Annotated in this window: 25 protein-coding genes; 4 read left to right on the top strand and 21 right to left on the bottom strand. The window is 67.2% G+C overall.

What is annotated here, in order from left to right:
* Window positions 1-12: 12 nt before the first annotated feature.
* The 11 genes from DEI94_RS17930 to DEI94_RS17885 all read right to left on the bottom strand — a co-directional run bounded on the left by DEI94_RS17930 (window position 13) and on the right by DEI94_RS17885 (window position 4,616).
* A complete protein-coding gene (locus DEI94_RS17930; RefSeq protein ID WP_258378100.1) occupies window positions 13-135 on the bottom strand; it encodes a hypothetical protein in 123 nt (40 codons plus the stop codon).
* A 102-nt stretch (window positions 136-237) separates the two neighbouring features.
* Entirely contained in the window at window positions 238-654 is a 417-nt protein-coding gene (locus tag DEI94_RS17925) for a hypothetical protein (protein WP_111027688.1), read from the bottom strand.
* A 192-nt stretch (window positions 655-846) separates the two neighbouring features.
* Complete coding sequence (locus DEI94_RS17920) at window positions 847-1,023, bottom strand: hypothetical protein (RefSeq protein WP_181441901.1); 177 nt, start codon at window positions 1,021-1,023, stop codon at window positions 847-849.
* Window positions 1,020-1,769, bottom strand: a complete 750-nt coding sequence (locus DEI94_RS17915; RefSeq protein ID WP_111027689.1) for a hypothetical protein — start codon at window positions 1,767-1,769, stop codon at window positions 1,020-1,022. Before DEI94_RS17915 ends, DEI94_RS17920 begins: the two co-directional genes overlap by 4 nt.
* Before the next feature lie 56 nt (window positions 1,770-1,825).
* Entirely contained in the window at window positions 1,826-2,425 is a 600-nt protein-coding gene (locus tag DEI94_RS17910; RefSeq protein WP_111027690.1) for a hypothetical protein, read from the bottom strand.
* Window positions 2,426-2,500: 75 nt separating this feature from the next.
* On the bottom strand, window positions 2,501-2,818 hold the full coding sequence (locus DEI94_RS17905; protein ID WP_111027691.1) for a hypothetical protein: 318 nt from the start codon (window positions 2,816-2,818) through the stop codon (window positions 2,501-2,503).
* A 7-nt stretch (window positions 2,819-2,825) separates the two neighbouring features.
* Window positions 2,826-3,440, bottom strand: coding sequence for a hypothetical protein (locus tag DEI94_RS17900; protein ID WP_111027692.1), 615 nt, complete (start codon window positions 3,438-3,440; stop codon window positions 2,826-2,828).
* Between the two features lie 47 nt (window positions 3,441-3,487).
* Window positions 3,488-3,670: an antitoxin VbhA family protein gene (locus DEI94_RS19800; protein WP_181441902.1), complete on the bottom strand. Its 183-nt coding sequence runs from the start codon at window positions 3,668-3,670 to the stop codon at window positions 3,488-3,490.
* Window positions 3,667-3,843 carry an antitoxin VbhA family protein gene (locus DEI94_RS17895; protein WP_181441903.1) on the bottom strand — a complete coding sequence of 59 codons (177 nt, stop codon included), beginning with the start codon at window positions 3,841-3,843 and terminating at the stop codon, window positions 3,667-3,669. Before DEI94_RS17895 ends, DEI94_RS19800 begins: the two co-directional genes overlap by 4 nt.
* Before the next feature lie 99 nt (window positions 3,844-3,942).
* Window positions 3,943-4,236, bottom strand: a complete 294-nt coding sequence (locus DEI94_RS17890; RefSeq protein ID WP_111027693.1) for a hypothetical protein — start codon at window positions 4,234-4,236, stop codon at window positions 3,943-3,945.
* Window positions 4,233-4,616, bottom strand: coding sequence for a hypothetical protein (locus DEI94_RS17885; protein WP_111027694.1), 384 nt, complete (start codon window positions 4,614-4,616; stop codon window positions 4,233-4,235). The genes DEI94_RS17890 and DEI94_RS17885 overlap by 4 nt, the downstream gene beginning before the upstream one ends.
* 89 nt (window positions 4,617-4,705) lie before the next feature.
* Between DEI94_RS17885 and DEI94_RS17880 the strand changes: the two genes are divergently transcribed.
* Entirely contained in the window at window positions 4,706-5,299 is a 594-nt protein-coding gene (locus DEI94_RS17880; protein WP_111027695.1) for a hypothetical protein, read from the top strand.
* A 60-nt stretch (window positions 5,300-5,359) separates the two neighbouring features.
* Here the strand turns inward: DEI94_RS17880 and DEI94_RS17875 are convergent, their stop codons facing one another.
* From DEI94_RS17875 to DEI94_RS17850, 6 genes are all read right to left on the bottom strand, one after another.
* Window positions 5,360-5,821, bottom strand: a complete 462-nt coding sequence (locus DEI94_RS17875) for a hypothetical protein (protein WP_111027696.1) — start codon at window positions 5,819-5,821, stop codon at window positions 5,360-5,362.
* A 44-nt stretch (window positions 5,822-5,865) separates the two neighbouring features.
* Entirely contained in the window at window positions 5,866-6,213 is a 348-nt protein-coding gene (locus DEI94_RS17870; RefSeq protein ID WP_111027697.1) for a hypothetical protein, read from the bottom strand.
* Window positions 6,213-6,659: a hypothetical protein gene (locus DEI94_RS17865; protein ID WP_284183748.1), complete on the bottom strand. Its 447-nt coding sequence runs from the start codon at window positions 6,657-6,659 to the stop codon at window positions 6,213-6,215. The genes DEI94_RS17870 and DEI94_RS17865 overlap by 1 nt, the downstream gene beginning before the upstream one ends.
* Before the next feature lie 80 nt (window positions 6,660-6,739).
* The gene (gene tnpB, locus DEI94_RS17860) at window positions 6,740-8,281 is read right to left on the bottom strand and encodes an IS607 family element RNA-guided endonuclease TnpB (RefSeq protein WP_349815168.1); all 1,542 of its coding nucleotides are present in this window, start codon (window positions 8,279-8,281) and stop codon (window positions 6,740-6,742) included.
* 134 nt (window positions 8,282-8,415) lie between these two features.
* On the bottom strand, window positions 8,416-8,871 hold the full coding sequence (locus DEI94_RS17855; RefSeq protein WP_111026601.1) for a DUF6283 family protein: 456 nt from the start codon (window positions 8,869-8,871) through the stop codon (window positions 8,416-8,418).
* 79 nt (window positions 8,872-8,950) lie between these two features.
* Window positions 8,951-9,973 carry a SprT-like domain-containing protein gene (locus tag DEI94_RS17850; protein ID WP_111026602.1) on the bottom strand — a complete coding sequence of 341 codons (1,023 nt, stop codon included), beginning with the start codon at window positions 9,971-9,973 and terminating at the stop codon, window positions 8,951-8,953.
* Window positions 9,974-10,105: 132 nt separating this feature from the next.
* Here DEI94_RS17850 and DEI94_RS17845 point away from each other — a divergent pair, with 132 nt between their 5' ends.
* Window positions 10,106-10,321 (top strand): hypothetical protein, encoded by a 216-nt coding sequence (locus DEI94_RS17845; RefSeq protein WP_284183747.1) that lies wholly within the window; start codon window positions 10,106-10,108, stop codon window positions 10,319-10,321.
* 18 nt (window positions 10,322-10,339) lie between these two features.
* Here DEI94_RS17845 and DEI94_RS17840 read toward each other — a convergent pair whose 3' ends face one another.
* The gene (locus DEI94_RS17840) at window positions 10,340-10,477 is read right to left on the bottom strand and encodes a hypothetical protein (protein ID WP_181441785.1); all 138 of its coding nucleotides are present in this window, start codon (window positions 10,475-10,477) and stop codon (window positions 10,340-10,342) included.
* Here DEI94_RS17840 and DEI94_RS17835 point away from each other — a divergent pair.
* Both DEI94_RS17835 and DEI94_RS17830 read left to right on the top strand, forming a co-directional pair.
* Window positions 10,467-12,311, top strand: coding sequence for an RHS repeat domain-containing protein (locus DEI94_RS17835; RefSeq protein WP_181441786.1), 1,845 nt, complete (start codon window positions 10,467-10,469; stop codon window positions 12,309-12,311). The genes DEI94_RS17840 and DEI94_RS17835 overlap by 11 nt on opposite strands.
* A gap of 9 nt (window positions 12,312-12,320) precedes the next feature.
* Window positions 12,321-12,746, top strand: a complete 426-nt coding sequence (locus DEI94_RS17830; protein WP_111026605.1) for an RHS repeat-associated core domain-containing protein — start codon at window positions 12,321-12,323, stop codon at window positions 12,744-12,746.
* A gap of 1,294 nt (window positions 12,747-14,040) precedes the next feature.
* Here the strand turns inward: DEI94_RS17830 and DEI94_RS17825 are convergent.
* The 3 genes from DEI94_RS17825 to DEI94_RS17815 form a co-directional block, all read right to left on the bottom strand.
* On the bottom strand, window positions 14,041-16,071 hold the full coding sequence (locus tag DEI94_RS17825) for an alpha-galactosidase (RefSeq protein ID WP_111026606.1): 2,031 nt from the start codon (window positions 16,069-16,071) through the stop codon (window positions 14,041-14,043).
* 114 nt (window positions 16,072-16,185) lie between these two features.
* Entirely contained in the window at window positions 16,186-17,169 is a 984-nt protein-coding gene (locus DEI94_RS17820; protein ID WP_284183780.1) for a LacI family DNA-binding transcriptional regulator, read from the bottom strand.
* A 170-nt stretch (window positions 17,170-17,339) separates the two neighbouring features.
* Window positions 17,340-19,253, bottom strand: a complete 1,914-nt coding sequence (locus tag DEI94_RS17815; protein WP_111026608.1) for a glycoside hydrolase family 127 protein — start codon at window positions 19,251-19,253, stop codon at window positions 17,340-17,342.
* Window positions 19,254-19,275: the final 22 nt, after the last annotated feature.

Here is a 19,275-nt window from a genome sequence, read left to right as displayed (position 1 = left end):
CCGCTGGTCCGGCTAGGCGTAGTTGGACAGGAGCCCGAATCCGCCGTCGACCATCTCGGCGAGCGCCGGCTCCACTGTCAGGTCGATGACCCGTGTGGCGTGCAGTTCGATAAGCCGGGCGGCTGTCCGCATCATCGCGCGGTGGTCATGGTGACCGCAGCGGCGGCCGTGGTGATGAGCGCGGCGTTCCTTGCGCTCAGGTCGCCGACGCTGGTGTCGAGGGTGTCCCCCGCGGGCTCACCAGCTGCCCGTCGTTGTGCGTGTCGCGGTTATGTCGCCGAGGGCTGTCTCGAGGTCAGCGCTGCCACGCATGTGCATGCGGAAGTTGAAGATCATGCGCTGCATGGTGTCTCGGACCTCCGACCTGGGGGCGAGGATGTTGAGCTCGTCGTTCATCCCGCTGATGAACTCGCTGAACTGATCGAGAAGTCGGCGGTTCGCAGCGTCCTGCTCGCGGAGCCGCGCGACCGTGGCGGCCGCGGCGGACCACGCGGCCCAGCGAGAACCGTCCGGGTCGTTCCCGAATGCGTTCTGGTGGAGTTCGTGGGCGATGAGGGCTGCGACGTCGTCGAGTTCGGTGTCGTTCGCGGCGCCAGCGTCAGTGAATGGGCCGGGCATCAGCCGTTCGATGTGGTGGTACGTCTCCTCGGGCATCGTCTGCTCCTCGTGGCCGTTGGTGCGGCGGGCGCCGCTGCTGTCCCTATGCGCGGGCGGTCCTCACCCCGGTGAGCTGCCGTTTTGGGCGGTGTCCTCGAGGACGGCGATGATCTGCTCGAATACGGCGGTGTCGTAGTCCGTTCGGTTCCCGTCGACGCGGAAGCCGAGACCGGCCAGGACCCGGCGGGGTTAGGCGTCGTGTTCCGGTCCGCGGGCGCCGAGGAGCGCGTCGCGGGCGGCGGTGGCGAGGTCCTGCTCGAGGTTGGCGCGTTTCGGGTCTGCGGTGGAGTACCGGCTGTCGCGGGAGTCCCGTTCGATGTGGGTGACTCGGCCGCCTTCGCGGATCTCGATGATGATACGGCTCATGCTGCTGCCTTCTGGGACGTTGAGGTGTTGATGGTTGCGGCGAGTCGGTCGGCTGCCGCATTCAAGTGCGCGTCGCCGGGGGCGGTGAGGACGGCGATGATGGCGGCGATGGTGTCCGGGTGGCAGAGGCGGACGATGAGCGCGATGTCGGCCTCGTCTACGTCGTCGGCGACCATGCTGGCCATGTCCGCCGTGGCGATACCGGCGAGGAACCCGGCCTGGCGTGCGAGGATCCACGGCTGGTGTCCGCGCGGAACGAGGTTGTGGAGCGCGAACGCGGCGTTCGCTCGCGGCGTCGGCGCCGGTTGCGGGGCGGCCTTCCAGCAGTCGCAGGCGCCCGGTTTTCCATCTGTGGCGGCGCAGCCGACCCCGTGCGGAGCGTCGTTGATGCACCAGGCGAGCGCGTCGCGTTCCGACGTCAAGCGGGCGACGGCGGCCCGTTCCTCCTGCCGGGACTCATACAGGGTGTCCGCACGTGCTTCCGCCTCCAGGACGCGTTCTCGCATCGCGTCCTGGTCGAACCCGGCGGCGACGTTGAGCGTGCGGACGTGATCCTTCGCCTGCTGGACTAGCTCGGCGAGGAGTCGGTCGCGGTGCTCGGCGGCCGCAGTCACGTCCGTGAGGACAGTCTGCACGTCGGAGCGGAGCAGCGGAACGCCGGCGGCGGTTGTGATGGTGTCGTCTGAGTCGATGCTGCCGCCGAGCCAATCGGCGATTCGGCCGTAGACGTCAGTGTTGTCGCGCATAGTGGGTCCTGTCTGGGGGTCTGGCGGAGCGGTGGCTCGGTTCGCTATTCGTCGTCCTAGTCGGCGTAGGTGGCGCCGTCCGGGATGAGTTGGATGGCGTCGGCGCGCCAGCAGTTGCACTTCGGGTTCCGGACCATGTGTTCGGTCTCGCAGTCCTCGCCGTGCCATCCCTGGTCGAGTGCTGCGCGGAGCGCGGCCTTCAGCGCTTCGTTAGCGGTGCGGAGCTCGGCGATGGTGCCAGGGGCGGCTTCGGTGTCCGGTTTCTTGTCGAGGGCGCTGGTGATGGTGGTGCCCGCGTCGTTGCGGGGCGCATCTGAGGCGAGCAGGTCGCTGGTCTGGATGGCGGTCACGTCACCGTTGTCCCAGATGACGATCGTGCGGTGCGTCGAGGTCCGATCAAGGTCCTGCGTGTCACTGGTGACGCCGTTCAGCAGACGCTCCCCGAAAGTCACACGCTGGCCGCCCGCGAGGATGAGGTCCTCATGCGGTACGGCGATGACACCGTTCGCACCGAAGTACACCAGCGTCTGCGCTACGTTCGATTCCGCGCCGACGGTACCCGTCGCCAGGTATATGTCCGGGTCGGACTCCGCGAGACGGGTACCGACATAAGTGACGGTCATGCCCGGCTGGAACACCTTGCTGGTACTGGTCATCGTGTCGTTGCTCCTCGTCGTCGCGGCGATCGCGGCTTCCGCCAGGTCTATGCGCGGACCGGCTGCAGTGCTGGACTACTGCCCGTCGACGTACCGCTCCCCGGCCGCGGTCACCCGCCACAGGTAGTCGTCGTTGTAGACGAGGTGGTGCTCGCGGAGCTTCCAGAGGACTTTGGCTGCGTGCATGGGCATGGTGCCGCCGAGCGCGCCCTGGTTGCTAGTCGCGCGGAACCGGGTGCGTATGTTCCACGCCGGGGAGTCCGGCCAGAGCATCCGGGCGAGCTGCCGCGGTGCGATGCTGTACTGCGCCGCATCGTCACCATGGGCGCGCTTGTCGGCGACGATGATCCGGATGGCGCGGTCCTGCGCGTGGGTGAGCTTGATGTCGGTCACGGTGCTGCTATGCGCGGGACGCTGGCGACGACGGCAGGTGCACGCCGGTTTCGTCGTGCAGGACTGCCTCCTCCCGGAGCAGCTCGTCGAACGCGCCGCGAACGGCATCGTGGTGCAGACGGGTCGTCTCCGTCGTGGTGCGGATGAGGTCGGGGTAGTTGACCGGGGCGGCCGCGATGGTGAGCTGGTCGAGGAGAGCCTGCCGGGCGGCATCGAGTTCGCTGACGGAGAGTCGCAGGGCGAGGCTCTGCTCTGCCGGGGCGCCGGGCTCCGGCGGACGCACGACGTGGAGGTTCTTCCACAGCTCCGCGTACCGGTAGTTCGACGCGCCCTCCGTGTCGGCGAGGAACCTTTCGAAGTCGGGGACCAGCTTCGCCAGCGCTGCGGTGACCTCGCGCTGGAACTCACTGAGTTCGAACAGGCCGACTGCATGGTCCCACGCGACGAGCTCCTTCACGTGCTCGTCGTTCGGGACATCGACGGTGACTTCAGTCCCTTCCGGGGCTGCTTCCACGTACGAGTGGCCGGGTCTGGTGCTGTACTCGTCTTCCGAGTCGGCGAAGTCGCGGCGCAGTGGGAAGCGGGCGGTCAGGTAGCCGACGATGTTGTCGTCACTGCTCACGGGGTCTCCTCGAGGTGGTTGGGCTCGAGGTCTATGCGGAACACGTCTCAGCGGCGGTGTGCGAACTCCCGGAGTTGGTCGCGGGTGATTTCTCCGTTGGCGAATCGGTACAGCATCGACTGCCATTCCCGGTCGTCTTTCGCGCCCTCCAATCTGCCTGAGTGGATGACAGCACTGACAGCGCGGAGTCTGCGTTCCCGTTCGGCTGACTCGAGCGAACTGCCCGTCATGTCTCGTCCGCGTATCGCTGCAGGTCGTCGAGCTCGAGCTCTCCGTTCGCGTAGCGGCGCATCATTGCATTCCAGTCGGCGTCGTCGGGGAAGCCTTCGAGTCGGCCCGAATGGATGACTTCTTCTACAGCGCGTCGATGCTCCTCCCGCTCATTGTTGACGAGCTCACCCATGCGCTCAGAGTACGGCTGCCGCCCCGGATGCGGCGAGCGTGGCGTTGAGGCCAGCGTCGGTGATGACGGTGACGTTGCAGCCGTCGACGAGCCGGGTCTTCACGAAGCCTCCGTGCTGCGGTTGTTGAGGACGCGGCGCAGTTCGTCGCTGACAGTGTCGGGGATGATGCGGGTGGTGAGCCGCTGCTGACCGACGGTGCCGTCCTTCTTGATGACGAGTCCCCGGCCGTACCACCAGTGTTCGGCGTCGTTCTCGAGCGCGTGGAAGTCGAACACCTGCATCGGCTTCCCGCCGTCGGAGACAGTCTCGAACGGTTCAACATCGACGAACGCGTGGTCGTACGCGAAGCCGCTGCGGGTGATGGTCGGTTCGACGGTGCCGTCGGTCGTCACGCTGCGGACTCCTCGGCCCCGTTGGCGCGGCGTTGGTTGTCGCGCTGCTCCACCGCGGCGGCGAGGCGTTCGACGTAGCGGTGCAGGCTGAGGCTGTCGGACTTCTCGGCGACTTCCTGCGCGCCTTCGAGGAGGCGTCGCTCGATCCAGCCGAGGTCCTGATCCACCTCGCCGGCGGCGCGGCGGGCGACGTCGAGGAGCAGCTCGTAGAGCTCCTCCCCGCCGATACCGTCGGTTGCGATCTTCGCCGCGCGGGCCTCATCGACGCCGTATCCGAGGTTCCCGCCGGAGCGGCTGATGCGGAACAGCAGCGCACTGCCGACGGCGTGCTTGGCCGCCTTCTCGACGGTTCTGCTCTGTTCGGGAAGTGGGTACGTCATCGGGGGTTCCTTTCGACGTGCTTGCGGACGTGACATCTATGCGCGGACCGGCGACCCCTGATGTCGTTCGCACCGGCCATGATGAGCGCATGCCCTTGGTGCCCGACGATGTCTTCTCTGCAGTGATGGTCGCCCTCGAGGGGAAGTACCCGCGGCTAATGCACCCCGACCCGTTCTACGCACACCTCGGCGATGCAGCTGCCGCTTTGGTGGACCCGGACGTTGCTGGCGAGGACCTCGATGAGGATGACGAGGACATCAGGTGGGCGGGAGACTTCCTTGCCGTGAACGACGCGTTCATTCGTGCGAACGTCGCTGCGGACGCGACTCCGGACCAGTTCGTAGTACCGGACTTGCCGGAGTTCATCGATGAGGAGGCTCGGGCGCGGGAGCGTTTCGACGCACGGCTGTGGGACACAGTGCAGACCCTGGGGTTCGAGGACCATGAGGTCGATGACCCGGTCGAAGACGACGACCACGTTGCGGTGCTGTTCGAAGCGGATGACCTGCCGACCATCGGCTACGACGAGGACCTCGTCGAGGGGCACGTGGAGGTGCGGCTCGCGGACCGTCCGAACAGCCCGGAGACGACTCGGTTCATCCCGAAGGGCGTCTCCGATGAGGCGACCGTTCGGTCCGTGGTCAGAGCGATTAGGGAGCTCCTGGCCGTCGCTGGTCGGTGAACTTGGAACCGCCGCCGGCTCGTTGTTGGGTCGGCGGCGGTTCGTTGCGCACGGGTGGTTCTAGAAGGAGTCGTCCTCGTCGTCGTAGGGCGGCGCGGCGACTTGCGGCTCCTGGAACTCGGGAGCGGCTGATGCGGGCGGCGTGGCCGCGGTCGGCGCTGCGGGGACCGGCGCTTCGATGACCGGCGCGGCTGCCGGGGCGGTGAGGACGGCGGGGCGGTCGCTGGGGGCTTCGCGGATGAACCCGTCGGTGGCTGCGGCGACGCGGGTGAACACGTCGTCCTCACCCTTCCGGTCGAGGACGAACTCTCTGAGGACGCCGTACGTGTCCGCGTGGGCGAGGTCGTCGAGGTTCACCACGTGCTGCCGTTCTCGCGGAGGGGCGACACGGAGCGCACGATGCTCCTTCACCGTCAACGTCGGTGCGTGGTCCGCCGGCAGCGGGTGCAGCGCGGCGGTGCGGATGGCGAGGAGGTCACGGACCGTGAGCGTCACGGTGCGGTCGAGGAGGTTGTCGGTCACTGCGGGATGGTCCTTCGGCATGGGTGAACGGGGTCACCCAGCGGTTATGCGGCGGACCGCGCCGCTCGCCGGGTCCGCATCCGAACCAGACGCTGCTCCCCGGTCGGGTCGACCCAGTAGTGGCTGCCGACGCCCGGCGCATACGAGTGCCCGTGCGTGCGTCGCGGCCAGCCGCAGTACCTGCAGCCGTCGGGTGACGGAGCGAGGTGCGGATGCTCGGCGAGGACATGGTCAGCGAACGCGTCACGCGCTTCCTCAGCCGACGAGCAGGCAGGGACCAGCGGCACCCGGTCGAAGACACTGCGGATGCTGCGCTTGCACTCGTGGCACTCGTAGGTGTGCACGCCGAACTGCACGACAACACGGCCGGGCACGCCGGCGAACTCCGCCATCAGAAGGTCCCTTCCACGGCACGGAGATGCCGGGTCTTGACGGGCAGGGTGTGGAGGCCGTGCGGCGGCATCACGTACACCCAGCCGGGCTTGGTCCGACGGTTGATGAGGACGCCCGGCTCGCCGGCGAACACACGCAGTAGCGACGGTGCGGCGCCGACGTACTCAACGCGGGCCCGAGGCGGGAAGCGTGCTGCCGGCGGGGCGGGCTTCGGGGCGGGTTGCAGCAGCCGGAGGTGCCGGGCGGGGACCGGAAGCATCCGCCCGTAGGCTGCGGCGCTGACGTACACGGTGAGCCAGCCGCCGGCGAGGACGTGCGCGGGATATCCGGCGAACTTCTCCTGCTTCGACGGGGAGGTGCCGACGTACTCCACGGTGTCGCCCTCGCGGAACAGCAGCGGCCGGTAGTCGGGCGCGAACGGTGCCGTCGTGATGTCGGTCAGCATGCAGCCCCTATGCGCGGAGGGTGGCCTCAGCTTGGTGCTCGGCGGCCGCGCGGAACGCGGCTCCGGGCCAGTGCTCGCTGTCAGTTCTCAATTGGGTTGAGACTGGTCTCACTGGGTTGAGTGCTGCCCTGGCCTTGCGGCGAGGGAGTCCCCGTGGTGCTGGTGGGGTTGCGGTTTCGTTGGCTCCTGCCCGTACCGGCGAATGCCGGTCGGGTCTTCTGGGTGCCTCCACCGCTGACGAACGAGCTACCCTCGTCCGGACCGTTCTCGGCCGCCTGTGATGCTGCGTGGCGGGCGAGGTTGACTGCGGCGTTGAGGTCACGGTCGATGACCATGCCGCAGGTGGTGCATACGTACTCCCGCTCGGCGAGGGTCAGCTTGGCTTTCACTGACCCGCATCCGGAGCATGTTTTGGAGGACGGGTAGAACCGGTCCGCGCGCACCAGGGTGCTCCCGAACCAGGACGTCTTGTACTGCAGCTGCTGATGCAGCGTCGCGAACCCGGCGTCCGCGACGGACCGGGCGAGCCCGGTCTTCTGCCGCCGCCGGTTCGGCAGGAACACCCCCGGCTGTGTCGGGTGCGGCTTCGGCTTCGCCCGCGCGGTCATCCCTCGGACGTTGAGGTGCTCGATGCCCACCACATCGAACTCGCGTGCGAGTCGGGTGGTGAGTTTGTGGAGCCGGTCCTGCCGGAGGTTCGCCACCCGGGCGTGCACCTGCCGGATGCGCGCCTGGGTCCGCAGCCAGCCCGCGGAGGGCTGCTGCCGCCGCTTGGACACCGGGTCGACAGGGCCAACCTGCCGGGCGGCCTGCCGCTGCAGTGCCTTCAGAGTCGCGGCGGCTTTCGCGAGGTCCTTCGGTGCGCGGAGTCGTTCCACTTCGGTGCCGTCTGGGCGAGCAACGACGATGAGGTCCTTTACCCCAACGTCGATACCCACCACCGACCGCGGTCCCAGCCGACGTGGTCGAACGATGGTGACCTGCTCGACCTGGAACGCGGCAACCCACCGGCCGCGGTCGTAGGAGACGGTGACGGAGTTCACCTTCGCGGAGCCCTGCTCCACGAGCCGGCCGAGCTTCCGGGTGGATTCGTGGGTGTGCACCTTCCCGATGCGCGGCAAGTGAATGGTGTGCCCGGACGGGAGCAGCTTCGCGGTGACGCCTTCGAACTTCACCGACGGCTTCGACCGGGCCCGGGATTTGAACCGTGGGAACCCGACCGTCGCGCCCGCCCGCGCACCGTTCCGCGACTTCGACCAGTTGTCCAGCGCTGCGGCGAGGGCGAAGCAGCCGGATGTGTATGCCTCCCGGGCGTTTTCCGGCCACCACGGCGCCACCGTATCCCGCCGCGCCACCCACCCATTCCGGAGACTGACTTTCGACCAGGACAGGGACGGGGTCAGCTCCACGTCGGGGATCCCGTAGGAGCGTTCCGCGGTCCGCTGGTCCAGGTTCGCCCGCACCACGGCGAGCATCGTGTTGAACGCCACCCGCGCCGCGCCCGCGTGAGACAGCAGCGCCCGAGTCTGCGCGGGGGTCGGGTCCAGTGCGAACCGGTACGCACGCTGATGCGACCCAGCACCAACAGGTGCCGTCGCCTCCCGCAACGCCGAACCGCTCACACCCCCTCTATGCGCGGACAACGCACGAGCCGCGCGTACCGCCCGCAGCGCTCCGTCTCACCGGCGAGAAGCATGCTCACCTGCGTTGAGAAGCGTCACTCGGTGGGCGGCGTCAGCTGGTGACAGCGGCGGTGTCAGGCTTCGGGTTCACCGGTGAACGGATCGACCTTGGTGACGGGGTCTCCGCGGAGGGCGCGAATTTTGGTGACCTTGTCGATGGTCCGGGCGGCGTCTGCGCCCGGGGAGAGCATCTCCCGCTTCCCGTGCTCGGCTGCTGCTGTCCCGGAGGGAAACAGCGGCACAGTCGTGGTGTACTCGGCGCAGGACGGGTCGAGGGAGCCGTCGAGCACGCCGATGCGCACGGCCAGCATCTCCCACGGCTCGTCAGTGTGGCCTAGCCACCCAGAACACACCTCGTTACGGCGGCCTTGGTGGCACATGAACACGCGTGGGGACTGCTCGTACGTCGGCCCGTCGTAGCGGGTGAGCTTGTCGTACTCGTCAGCTGCCCAAACCCCGGACGGGACATCGCGGCGGAACGGGCACGACGCGCAGGGCCGCGGCCGCGGCTTCGCCGGCTCGTCAGTCATGCGGAGGTCCTTTCCGGGGCGGTGTCGTCCAGGCTAAACGTTGCACGGAGGTGCCCCACGTTCGGCCTGCCAAGCACGGTCAGCTGACCTTCCGGACGAGGTCCTTGGACGCGTTGAGAACGAGGCCGAGGGCGAGCTGAACCTTGTAGGTGGCGCCGTTGACTTTAATGACGCGGCCGCGTTGTCCGTGCCACTTCGACCGGGGCTTGATGACGATGACCTCGTCACCCAGGCCGATGCTGTTGCCGGTGACCGCCGCGGCGCGGTCATCCGAAGGAGCGGCGACGGTCGGCGTAGGGCGCCCTGCCTTCGGCTGGAACGGGCCGGGCACGCGGACGATGTGGGGGTACGGGATGTGGACCCGCTGCTCGGTGATGTCGAGGATGATGACAGCGGTGCGGCTCCCGCCACGCGTCTTCGCCGGCACGATGTCGATGAGCAGCCCCGCGAACGGCTTGTAACCCCGGGCGGGGCCGACGTGCTCGCCGATGGCGATGGGTCCTCCGGTGCGGCCGGCGACTCGGCGGTGGGCGGCGATCGCGTTGGCCTCGAGACGCTCCTGCCGCTCCTCCCCAGCGGACTTCTGCCCGACCCGGGCGATGTGGTCGAGCTTCACGCGGACGAGCCGCTTCATGCTCGGCGACCAGAGGACAGCGCGCACACGCTTCGCCTCGACGAACACGCCCCGCTTCCCGCCGAGGAACTCCACCTGCTCCCCCATCAGCAGCGGCCCGATGGTGCGGTCCTTCACCGACTCCATCGCGGCGAGAGCCTGCTCGATGAGCGCTGCACCCTCGACGGTGGCCTCCGCGGCGACGGTTGCACGTCCGGTGTACCCGAGACGGCGGGCGTGACGAAGCCACACCGGTCCGTGCCCCACGTTCGCGCCGGCTAGCGCGTGGGCGACCTCGTGGAACAGGACCTGCTCCACCGCGGGCTGCTCCTCCGCCTGGGTGAACGACCGCGACATGGTGATGACCTTCGTCCGGTGGTTGCTTTGCCCGAGCCGAACCGTCGCCCGGTCGAAGTCGAATCGCCACCCGGCGGGAAGGTGCTCGGCGATGAGGTTGTCGGCGAGGGTGCGAGCGGCGGTGAGGTCCATGAGCGTTGCGTTCCAGTCTGCGGCGTTGGTGTGTGCTGAAACGTCTATGCGCGGACCGTGTCCGGCCAGGGACCGCCAGGGGCCGGCCGGTGGCTCTAAGCTGCGGTGAACACCGCGGTGGAGGGGGCGTCTGTGTTCATCGTTTGGCCGCACGTAGCGATGGTTGTCGTCTGGTTCGTGCTGAACGTCGTCGCGTTGCGGATGCTTTGGGTCCGCAGCCGGCTGACAACCGGGATCCGGTGGGCGTGGACGCTGACCGTGCTGATGGTTCCGTTCCTGGGGGCGCTCGCCGCTATCGCCGCGTCGCTCATTTGGCCGCGCCGAGCACCTGTACCGCCGGTAGGGTGACCGCGTCCTGCCAGAGCGTTACTGCAGGTAGGCCAACACCAGCGCGGGCTCTCCGGGTACGGCCACCACGCGCTTCTCGTACGTGTCCGGCACGGAAACGCAGGTTGCCGGACCGGACACGGACAGCTCGCAGGCGGTGTCGGCGGTGAAGAACACGACGTACACGGTCGATGCGACCACGCACGACGTGACAAAGGTTGTGGACCCGGACGGCCACACCCGGAGCGCGAAGTACAACGCAGCGAACAACGAGGCGTCGTCATCGACGGTCGGAACGGGGAACAGCACGTCCACGACGACCGGCACGTACACCTCGAACAACGCGCAGTCGTTGAACAAGGTCAGTTCGTCCGCGGGCGCGTCGAGCTCGGCCACCTACCAGGACAGCACGAACCCGTACCTCCCGACGACGACCACCGACGGTTCGAAGAACGCCGACGGTTCGGACAACACGACGACCGTCACCTACGACGGGCAGGGCAACCAGTCGACCTCTTCCACCGGTGCTGACACCAACGTGAAAGCGAAGGTGGTTCGGAACGCGGACGGTACCGTGCAGACAGCGACCGCTCCGGGAAACGGTTCGAATTCGACGCATTACACCTACAACAGCGACCACCAGCTGACCTCGGTGACCCCGCCGACGGGCACCACTCTCGGCGTGAAGAACTACACCTACGACCCCTTCGGTCGCCTCGCGTCGGAGACCGACGGTATCGCTGGGCACACGACGTCGTACACCTACGACAACGACGACCGGCAGTTGACCGAATCGTTCTCCGACAACACCCCGACCGTGTCGAACCACTACGACGGCAACGGAAACCTGACCTCGTCGGCGTCCGGGTCGGGAACGATCACCAACACGTACGACCAGCAGAACCGGCTCACCGCGACGGCGAACACCGCCGGCGGTGGAACCGTGTCCTACGGCTACGACAAAGCATCCAACGAGACCTCCGATACCGAAGGTGGCGGGACCGCGACGTACGCGTACGACCCGGCAGGAGAACTCACCACCGCCGTCCTCCCGAACTCGTCGGGCACCGAGACCGAGCTGTTCCAGAACGATGACCACGGTCGCCGAACGGACACCTGGGTGAACTCCAACGCCGACCACACCACGCGAGCCGCGCACATGCACACCAGCTACGACACCTCCGGACGCGTCGTCCGGCAGCAAACCTGGACCGGCACGAGCGACACGACCGCGAGCCTCGTGTTCGACACGTCGTACTGCTACCAGTACAAGACCGCGCCCGCGAGCTGCGACACCATCCAAGCCGCAGCGCCGACGACGACCAGCCAAGCCAACGACAGCAGTAAGCTGCAGTCCACCACGGACAACACCACCGGCCAGCCCACCTCGGGGCAGACCACCACCTACAGCTACACGGCAGGGCGTCTGATGAGCGCGACGCAGTCCGGCGGCGCCAGCAGCAACGTCACCTGGACCTACACGTACGACAGCAACGGTGACCGGACCAAAGCCAATGAGACGGGCTCCGCGACGTCGTCGCAGACGCTGACGTTCAACGCGGCTAGCCAGATCACCTCGAGCGGGTACAGCTACGACGGCGCGGGCAACATGACCGCGTCCCCGGGAGTGACGTACACGTACAACGCGGCGGAGCAGATGACCACCTCCACCACGGGCGGTGCAACCACCACGTACACCTACGCGGGGGCGGACCAGAACGAGCTGCTCAGCCAGAGCACCCCTGGGCAGGCGTCGTACGTGTACATGTGCGGCAAGAGCGGCCAGCTCGCGATGCAAGACAGCAGCAGCCTCCGGTCCTACTTCCTCGACGACCCGGTCACCGGACAGGTCCTCGGCCTGAACAACCCCTACGGGCAGGTCGGGTTCTACCTCGTCGACGGCATCGGCAACGCGGTCGGGATCATCACGGATGACGGGCAGCGCCAGTACTCCGTGACCTTCGACCCCTACGGCGGCCGCACGGTCACCAGCGGCGGCAACTCGGACTGATACCAGTACTTGCCGTTCGGCTACAAGACCGGCATCCGCATCGACAACGACGGCCTCGTCAAGTTCGGACAACGCTGGTACCTGCCCACCGTCGGCACATGGACCCAGCGCGATGCCCTCGACGCACCCCTCGACCCCAGCAACGCCAACCGGTACGCTTTTGCCGGCGACGACCCCATCAATAATTCAGACCCCAGCGGCAGACTCGAGAAGGCCGACTACGCCGCTTCCGTGGAGGGCGGTCTTACAGTTTTCCTCGGGAGTTTCATTGGCGCGAGCCTCTCTCCGCTGGGGCCGCTCGGAATCGCGGCTGGTTGGGCACTTGGGGCTGGCATTGCGTCACTGACAGTGCGAGAAACCTTTGGTTATCAGTATTCAGATCCGCTTACCTCGACTCTGTTGGGTGGTCTAACTAACGTTGCTCCCTCTCCGTGATCAGAACGCCGACGATGCGGCATACGCGCAGAGATACCGCAGGAACCGCCGATGCATAGCTGTTGCCCTCTATGTCGCCGGAGGCATCGGTGTGCTGGTGGCATTGGTTCTGAACCATCTGATCCCGCATTTCTTCGAGTCTCGGTTCCAGATTCTCCTCGCAGTGGCTGTCATCCTTTTAGCGGCTGGACAAATCGTTTGGTCAGGCTCAGCGTGGATAGATAATCGGCGTCAGTGAGATGATCAGGGCGCGCCCTCGGAGAGCACCGCCGGTTTCCCTCGTCCTAGCTATCGCAGGTTGTGCTAGCAGCAGTGACGTGTGATCACTTTTGCAGAGACAGTAACGATGAGGCGGACAGGAATAACTGAATATGTCGAAGAACCCACCGCTTCCAGGGGCCAAATATTTGTCGGACTAGCACCACGGCCGAAATGCGGATAGCGCAACTCTCTCAGACCGAGATTCTCGCCCATCCTGACCGCGACGTGACCGGAAGGCAAGGCGTTGTTCAGGGGAGTGATCGCCATAGCGTCCGCGAAGAGGCGCGCTGAGTGAGGACAGTGGACGGACCCCCGTGTGTCGCGGTCCGGTCCCTGCCGTTAACGGCTTTGCCTCATTGCACACGCTTGTCGGGATTTGGCACGAGCCACCGTTAGGGTGGACGGCGACCTGCGGGGTCAGAGACACACGGGGACGAATTTCTCTCCAGACTAAGAGCAGCAGCAAAAGGCGCGGCTTGGTGCGCAATCTCACTGACAGCTTGGGCCCCCTCGCCCTGCGCCGATAAGCGAGATTATGTTAGTTTGAGTGGATTTCCACCCGGGCCGTGACCGCCGGGCTCGGCGCTCCCCCTGCAACTGAGGGTGCTCTCGCCCACGGGGGAGCATGCCCAAAGGCAGTGATCGATGCACACGGCTTCCTGCCTCAGCTTTGCCCAACGTCAGCTTCGTAGCGAGATCCGTATTGTCGCTTCACCCTCAACGCCTCATCATTACACCGGTGAGTTTGCCCGGGTGAGCCCACCGGCCACCAGCGGTGCCGGCTGGCTCGGTCGGGTACTCATGACAGTAGTTCTCGCGCTTTGCGGCGGCCAGGCCACGCTGCACCCGGCTCTGCGCGGCCGGGAAGATGCTTCCCCTTGCCGGTACGCCAGAGGCGGACGCCTACCGTTCTCGCCAACCAGTTCCAAGTAGGTTGCGCAGGCGCACCAATCTCAACGGACGGTGTACCACGTCCGGCCGCTACGGCGTGCGTATCATCTCGATCGCGAGCAAGAGGGATCTGCGATCGTCACTACGAGAAGAAGATCAGTGCAGCGTCTTCTTCGTCGAAGGTGATCTCGATCACCGCTCGATCATCGTCCTGAAAAACGACGGAGACATTGTCGGTGTGCCAGATGTCTCGAGCCGGCCGAGCCTCGGTGCGGTAGATGTGACGCACGGCGAACGGCGAGAAAACGGCGACGACTCCTCGCCCGCTTTCGGAGAGCTTCTCATGCACCTCCGGCGCAGCACCGACTCGTCCGTAGCGGACCGGATCCGCCTCGGTGATGTCCTCCCGGACCTCCTTGTACTTGTCCAGCATGTCTCGGAAATGGGCGCGGTCCCCCTCCTCGAGAGACGCGAACTCGCCCCAGAAACCCCCCTGGCCTAGGACAGCGGAAGCGATCGAAGTGGTCTGAGACAGACGGGGAGCGTCCGGCAGGTAGTGCGTGAGCAACAGGGAGGACGGGATCCACTTGTCGTACCCGAGCACGGCGCGGCACAGGCGAGAACGGGCAGTTCCGGGGAAGAAGAACATGTTCTCGTTCGGGCTCGCGCCGCTCGGGATGTCCATGTTGCGGTAGTAGGGACCGTTGTTGATGAGGAAGAACTTGCCGGCCGCGAGGAACGCGAGGCCCATGCTCCTCTGCGCCTCTGTCACGTCGTAGTCGACGATGGCGCTCGGGACCTCGCGGCAGATCCGCTCGGCGATCCGCGTCAGCGCGAGGGGAAGCTGATACGCATAGCTGTCCGCGCGCTCCGCCCGGCTGTGCGTCTCGTCACCGTGGTCGTGACCCGGGTCGTCGCATCCGTACTGATCGACCGCGTCTAGCTTGAAGTAGGTGGCCCCCGTCTCACGCGCCAGGCCGATCACGCGGTCGGCGAAGTAATCGCCGTATCCGCTCACCAGACACATCCGATAGCTCGCCTCGGTCTCCCACACGGGTGCCGGTTCGCTGGCGATCCCGGCCCAGGACATGCGGTACTCCGGGTGATGGACGGCCGCGTCGCTGGACAGTGCTGCACTGAGCGGCCCGAACCACAGGCCGAGGTGCATGTCACGTTCCTCGAGCGCGGCGCGGACGGTCGCGAGAGAGGCGTCGAAGCGGCCGGTGTGGACCTCCCAGTCACCGGTCTTCTGGTACCAGCCGGTGTCCAGCACGAACACGTCGACACCCGCCTGGGCCGCAGCCTCGATCTCGCGGAGTACGGGCTCCTGGCTCATCGGGTCGAGGTAGCGACCGTCGTGCCACCACTTCGTCCGTTCCTGCCACGCCCACGTGTTGTAGAAGACGTAGGGACGGCGGCTCTCGGGCCATTCCGACTGGTGGTGGAGGAGGAACTGTCGGTAGGACTTCGCCAGCTCGTCTTCCGTTCCCTCGACGAGTGCGATGTGGAACCACACGGTCTGCATGGGCAGAGCCTGATCGGCCAGGTAGTTGCCCTTCCGCGCCGTGACCTCTATCAGGTCGGACCGGAGCCCGAACGTCAGGAAGGAGTCCGGGAGCTGCGCGCCGTGCTCGTAGGCGATCAGCCACGCGGCGCCTGCCCCGGACCCGACGACGATGGGACCCGCCGCCTCCGAACCGTGCGCCAGGTCCGTCTGCGCGACGTCGAGCTCGGCGACGGCGTAGCTGTGCAGCATCTCGTCGAACGCGGCCAGCTGCACTTCCGTGACGCGATCAGTCGGGAGGCCCGGGATGGCCAGGTAGGTCAGACGGTCGCGTCCCTCCGGCTTGGTCAGGCGAGCGTCCCCCAGGAGTTCGTAACGGAACCGGACGACCGGACCGGCATCATTGACCTGCGCGACGAACGCCAACCGCAGGTGCGGATGGCCGCGCAGTGTCCCAACCACGCGATGCTCCGCGACACCGTTGCCGAGACGACGAGTCGAGCGCTCCTCCACGTCCACTGCGGCCGTGACCTCGCCGCCGTCGAGGTGGAAGACCGGGGCGGGAACAGCGAGCGTCCTGCCCGTGGTCGTGTCGGTGTACGTCCAGAGTGATCCCGGATCGCCCGGCACGACGATCTCGACGCGAGTGAGCGGGGCGGGTGCCGTCACGGCAGGTCCTCTCGTTGGGTGGCGAATCGCGAGGGACCGAAGATACGGCCGACACTCGGCTGTGAGCGCTCCCACACTACGGAAGACCACGTCGGGCCGTCAAGCGGGAAGGGGTCAGGTCGTCGACCGGACGACGAGCTCTGTCGGCAGGACCTCTGACCGCACGGCTTCTCCCCGGCTCCGGGCAAGGAGGAGCTCGACCATCCGAGCGCCGAGGAGCTGCATCGGTTGCTTGACGGTCGTCAAGGGCGGCTGCGAGAGCGCGGCGATCTGCGAGTCATCGAAGCCGCCCAGTGCGACCTGCTCCGGCACCCGGATATCCCGCCGCCGGAGGGCGGTGAGGGCACCCGCGGCGAGGAGATCCGAGGCGGCGAAGACACCGTCCACGTCGGGATGGCGTTGCAGGAGCTCCGACATCACCACCTCACCCTCGGAACTGCTGTACGTGGCAGCCGGGAACACGAGTGGTTCGAGCCCGTCATCCCGCACGACGTCCGAGTACCCGGCGAGGCGATCGACGCCGCCCGAGGTGTCCTCGGGGCCGGCGATGATCGCCACCCGCCTCCTGCCCCTCTCGATCAGGTGCCGGGTCATCATCCGTGCGCCTTCGCGGTCATCCGCCGCCACATAGGGGATGGACTGCTCCGCTCCGAGCGGGCGACCGACGGCGACAGCCGGCACGTCGTACTTCTGCAACTGCTCGAGCAGCGGATGTCCCCGGTGGGCGGAGACGAGGAACACCCCGTCGACGTGGCCGCCCTGGACCCATCGGAGGACACGACCGGTCGACTCCGCGGTGTCCGCCAGCATCAGCACGAGAGTCCGATCCTCTCGTGCCAGCCGCTCCGTGGACTCGCGGATCAGCACCGCGAAGTTGGGATCCTCGAACAGTCGGTCCTGCGGTTCCGGCAACACGAGAGCGAAGGCATCCGAGCGCTTGGTGACGAGCGACCGAGCGCTCAGGTTCGCCACATATCCGGTGCGCTCCACGACCGCCCGGATCGCCGCGGAGGCATCAGGGCTGACGTACCGCCCTCCGTTGAGGTACCGCGAGACAGTGCCGCGCGAGACACCTGCGAGCGCAGCCACTTCCTCCATCGTGGGTCGGCTCCGCAGCGCCTGACGGGCCGCTCCCCGGGACTTCGGGTGGACGACTGGTTCAGGCTCCTCGGACGGGGTTCCGCTCATGATCCCATTGTGGTGTCTCGATCGTCACCGGTCCTCGTCCCCCGTTGGACTCGTGACCGCGCCGCCACATCACCCTCGCCTCAGCCTGCCGATTCCCGGATCCAGACCGCCATCGATCCCCGTGCTCGGTTCGCCCAGGCGAAGTAGGGCACGGCGCGGATCCGGGCCGGGCGCACGGCGGGCTCCAGCGTCGTGTAGAGATCACCGGTCGGGAGAGCCTCGAAGACCCCGTCGCCGACGATCTGGTCCACCTGGAGCTCGGTGGATCTCTCGACCAGCAGGGCGCTGCTCCGGTCGAGACCGAGACCGGTGACCACCCCGCCGTTGTCCACCTCCTCGACGCAGTGCACGATCGGCCCACGCTGCAGCGCGACCTTCCCGAGCGCGGATCCCACACGCTGCTGGGCGCGGACCCGCCGTGGCTCGAGGGGCAGGTCGATGACGACGGAGTCGCCGTCGTGCCAGGAGCGGCGGACGACCGCGTAGCCGTGATCGGACCGGACAGGGACGACCTCACCGTTCACCAGCAGCTCGTCGAGCGTCCCGGCCCAGTCAGGAACACGCAGCTTCAGGGTGAACTCCACGTCCTCCACGGTGGTGACGGCGAGGGTCACGCGGCCGTCCCAGGGGTATGAGGTCGTTTGCCGTACCGTGACGGGGTGGCCGTCGACGTCGAAGTCGGCCGTCCCGGCGACGTACAGGTGCACGGCGAGCGACTCTGCCTCCCGGACGTAGACGTACTGCTCGAGGGATGACAGCAGACGGGCGAGGTTCGGCGGACAGCATGCCGTACCGAACCAGGCGCTGCGCTCCAGCCCGCTCTCGCTCGCCAGCGGATTGCCGTAGAAGAAGCACGTGCCATCGCTCGAGAGACCCGAGAGCACGCCGTTGTAGAGCGCGCGCTCGAGGACGTCGACGTACTTGGCGTCTCCGGTGAGGAGCGCCATCCGATGAGCCCAGAAGACGAGGCCGATCGCGGCGCACGTCTCCGCGTAGGCATCCTTGTCGGGCAGGTCGTAGGCGTTCCCGAAGCTCTCGAGCGTCCGATCCGATCCGAGACCCCCGGTGATGTAGAGCTTCTTCGACACCAGGTCGTCCCACAGGTACTCGCAGGCCTCCCGGAGTTCCTGGTCCTCGAGCTCGCGGGCCAGATCGGCCATCGCGCTGTACAGGTACATGGCCCGGACGGCGTGCCCGACGACGGATCGTTGCTCCCGGACCGGGCGGTGCGCCTGGGAGTACTCGCGGAACAGTTCCGGGAGCTGCGGGCGAGCCCGGAAGGCTGCGTGGTCCCCCGCCCAGCCCTCGTTCCCCCGCCGGTCGCGCTCCGAGTCGAAGAAGTACGGCTCGGTGCCCCGGTTGTTGATGAGTCGCTCGCTCAGCTCGAGGTACCGCCGTTCACCGGTGGACCGGTACAGCTTGACGAGCGCCAGCTCGATCTCCTCGTGCCCGTCGTACCCGCCCTCAGCGGCGCCTCCGGGGCCGGTCTCCCGGTCGATGAGGTCCACGTAGCGTCGGACGATGTCGAGCAGACTGGTCTTGCCGGTAGCGGCATGGTGCGCGACCGCCGCCTCGACCAGGTGCCCGGCGCAGTAGAGTTCGTGCGCGTCCCGGAGGTCCGTGAACCGCTGGCCGGGCTTGACGAGCGTGAAGTAGACGTTCAGGTACCCGTCGGGCTGCTGGGCATTCCGCAGCAGCTCGATGGCCTCATCGACGCCCCGTTCCAGTTCCGGGTCGCGCTCGCGGGTAAGCACGTAGCTCGCCGCCTCGATCCACTTGGCGACGTCGGACTCCCAGAACACGTGCGGCTCCCCCGGGTCCCCCGGCCGCCAGGTCAGTCGGAGGGATTCGAACTGCCCTCCGGAGCGGAGCTGCTGCTGCTGATGGGGGATGGTCCGCTCCCGGATGATCGCGCGTCGGGGCGCCCAGAAGTCGTCCGTGATGGTCACCCGGTCGATCGAGAGGGACTCGCGCTGGAGGTGCTGAACAGGCATGGTCGTTGTACTTTCTGGGCCG

This window comes from Curtobacterium sp. MCBD17_040 (assembly GCF_003234805.2).
GTDB lineage: Bacteria > Actinomycetota > Actinomycetes > Actinomycetales > Microbacteriaceae > Curtobacterium.
The sequence above is the reverse complement of the archived record's forward strand: the minus strand, read 5'-3'. Positions and strand labels throughout refer to the sequence as shown.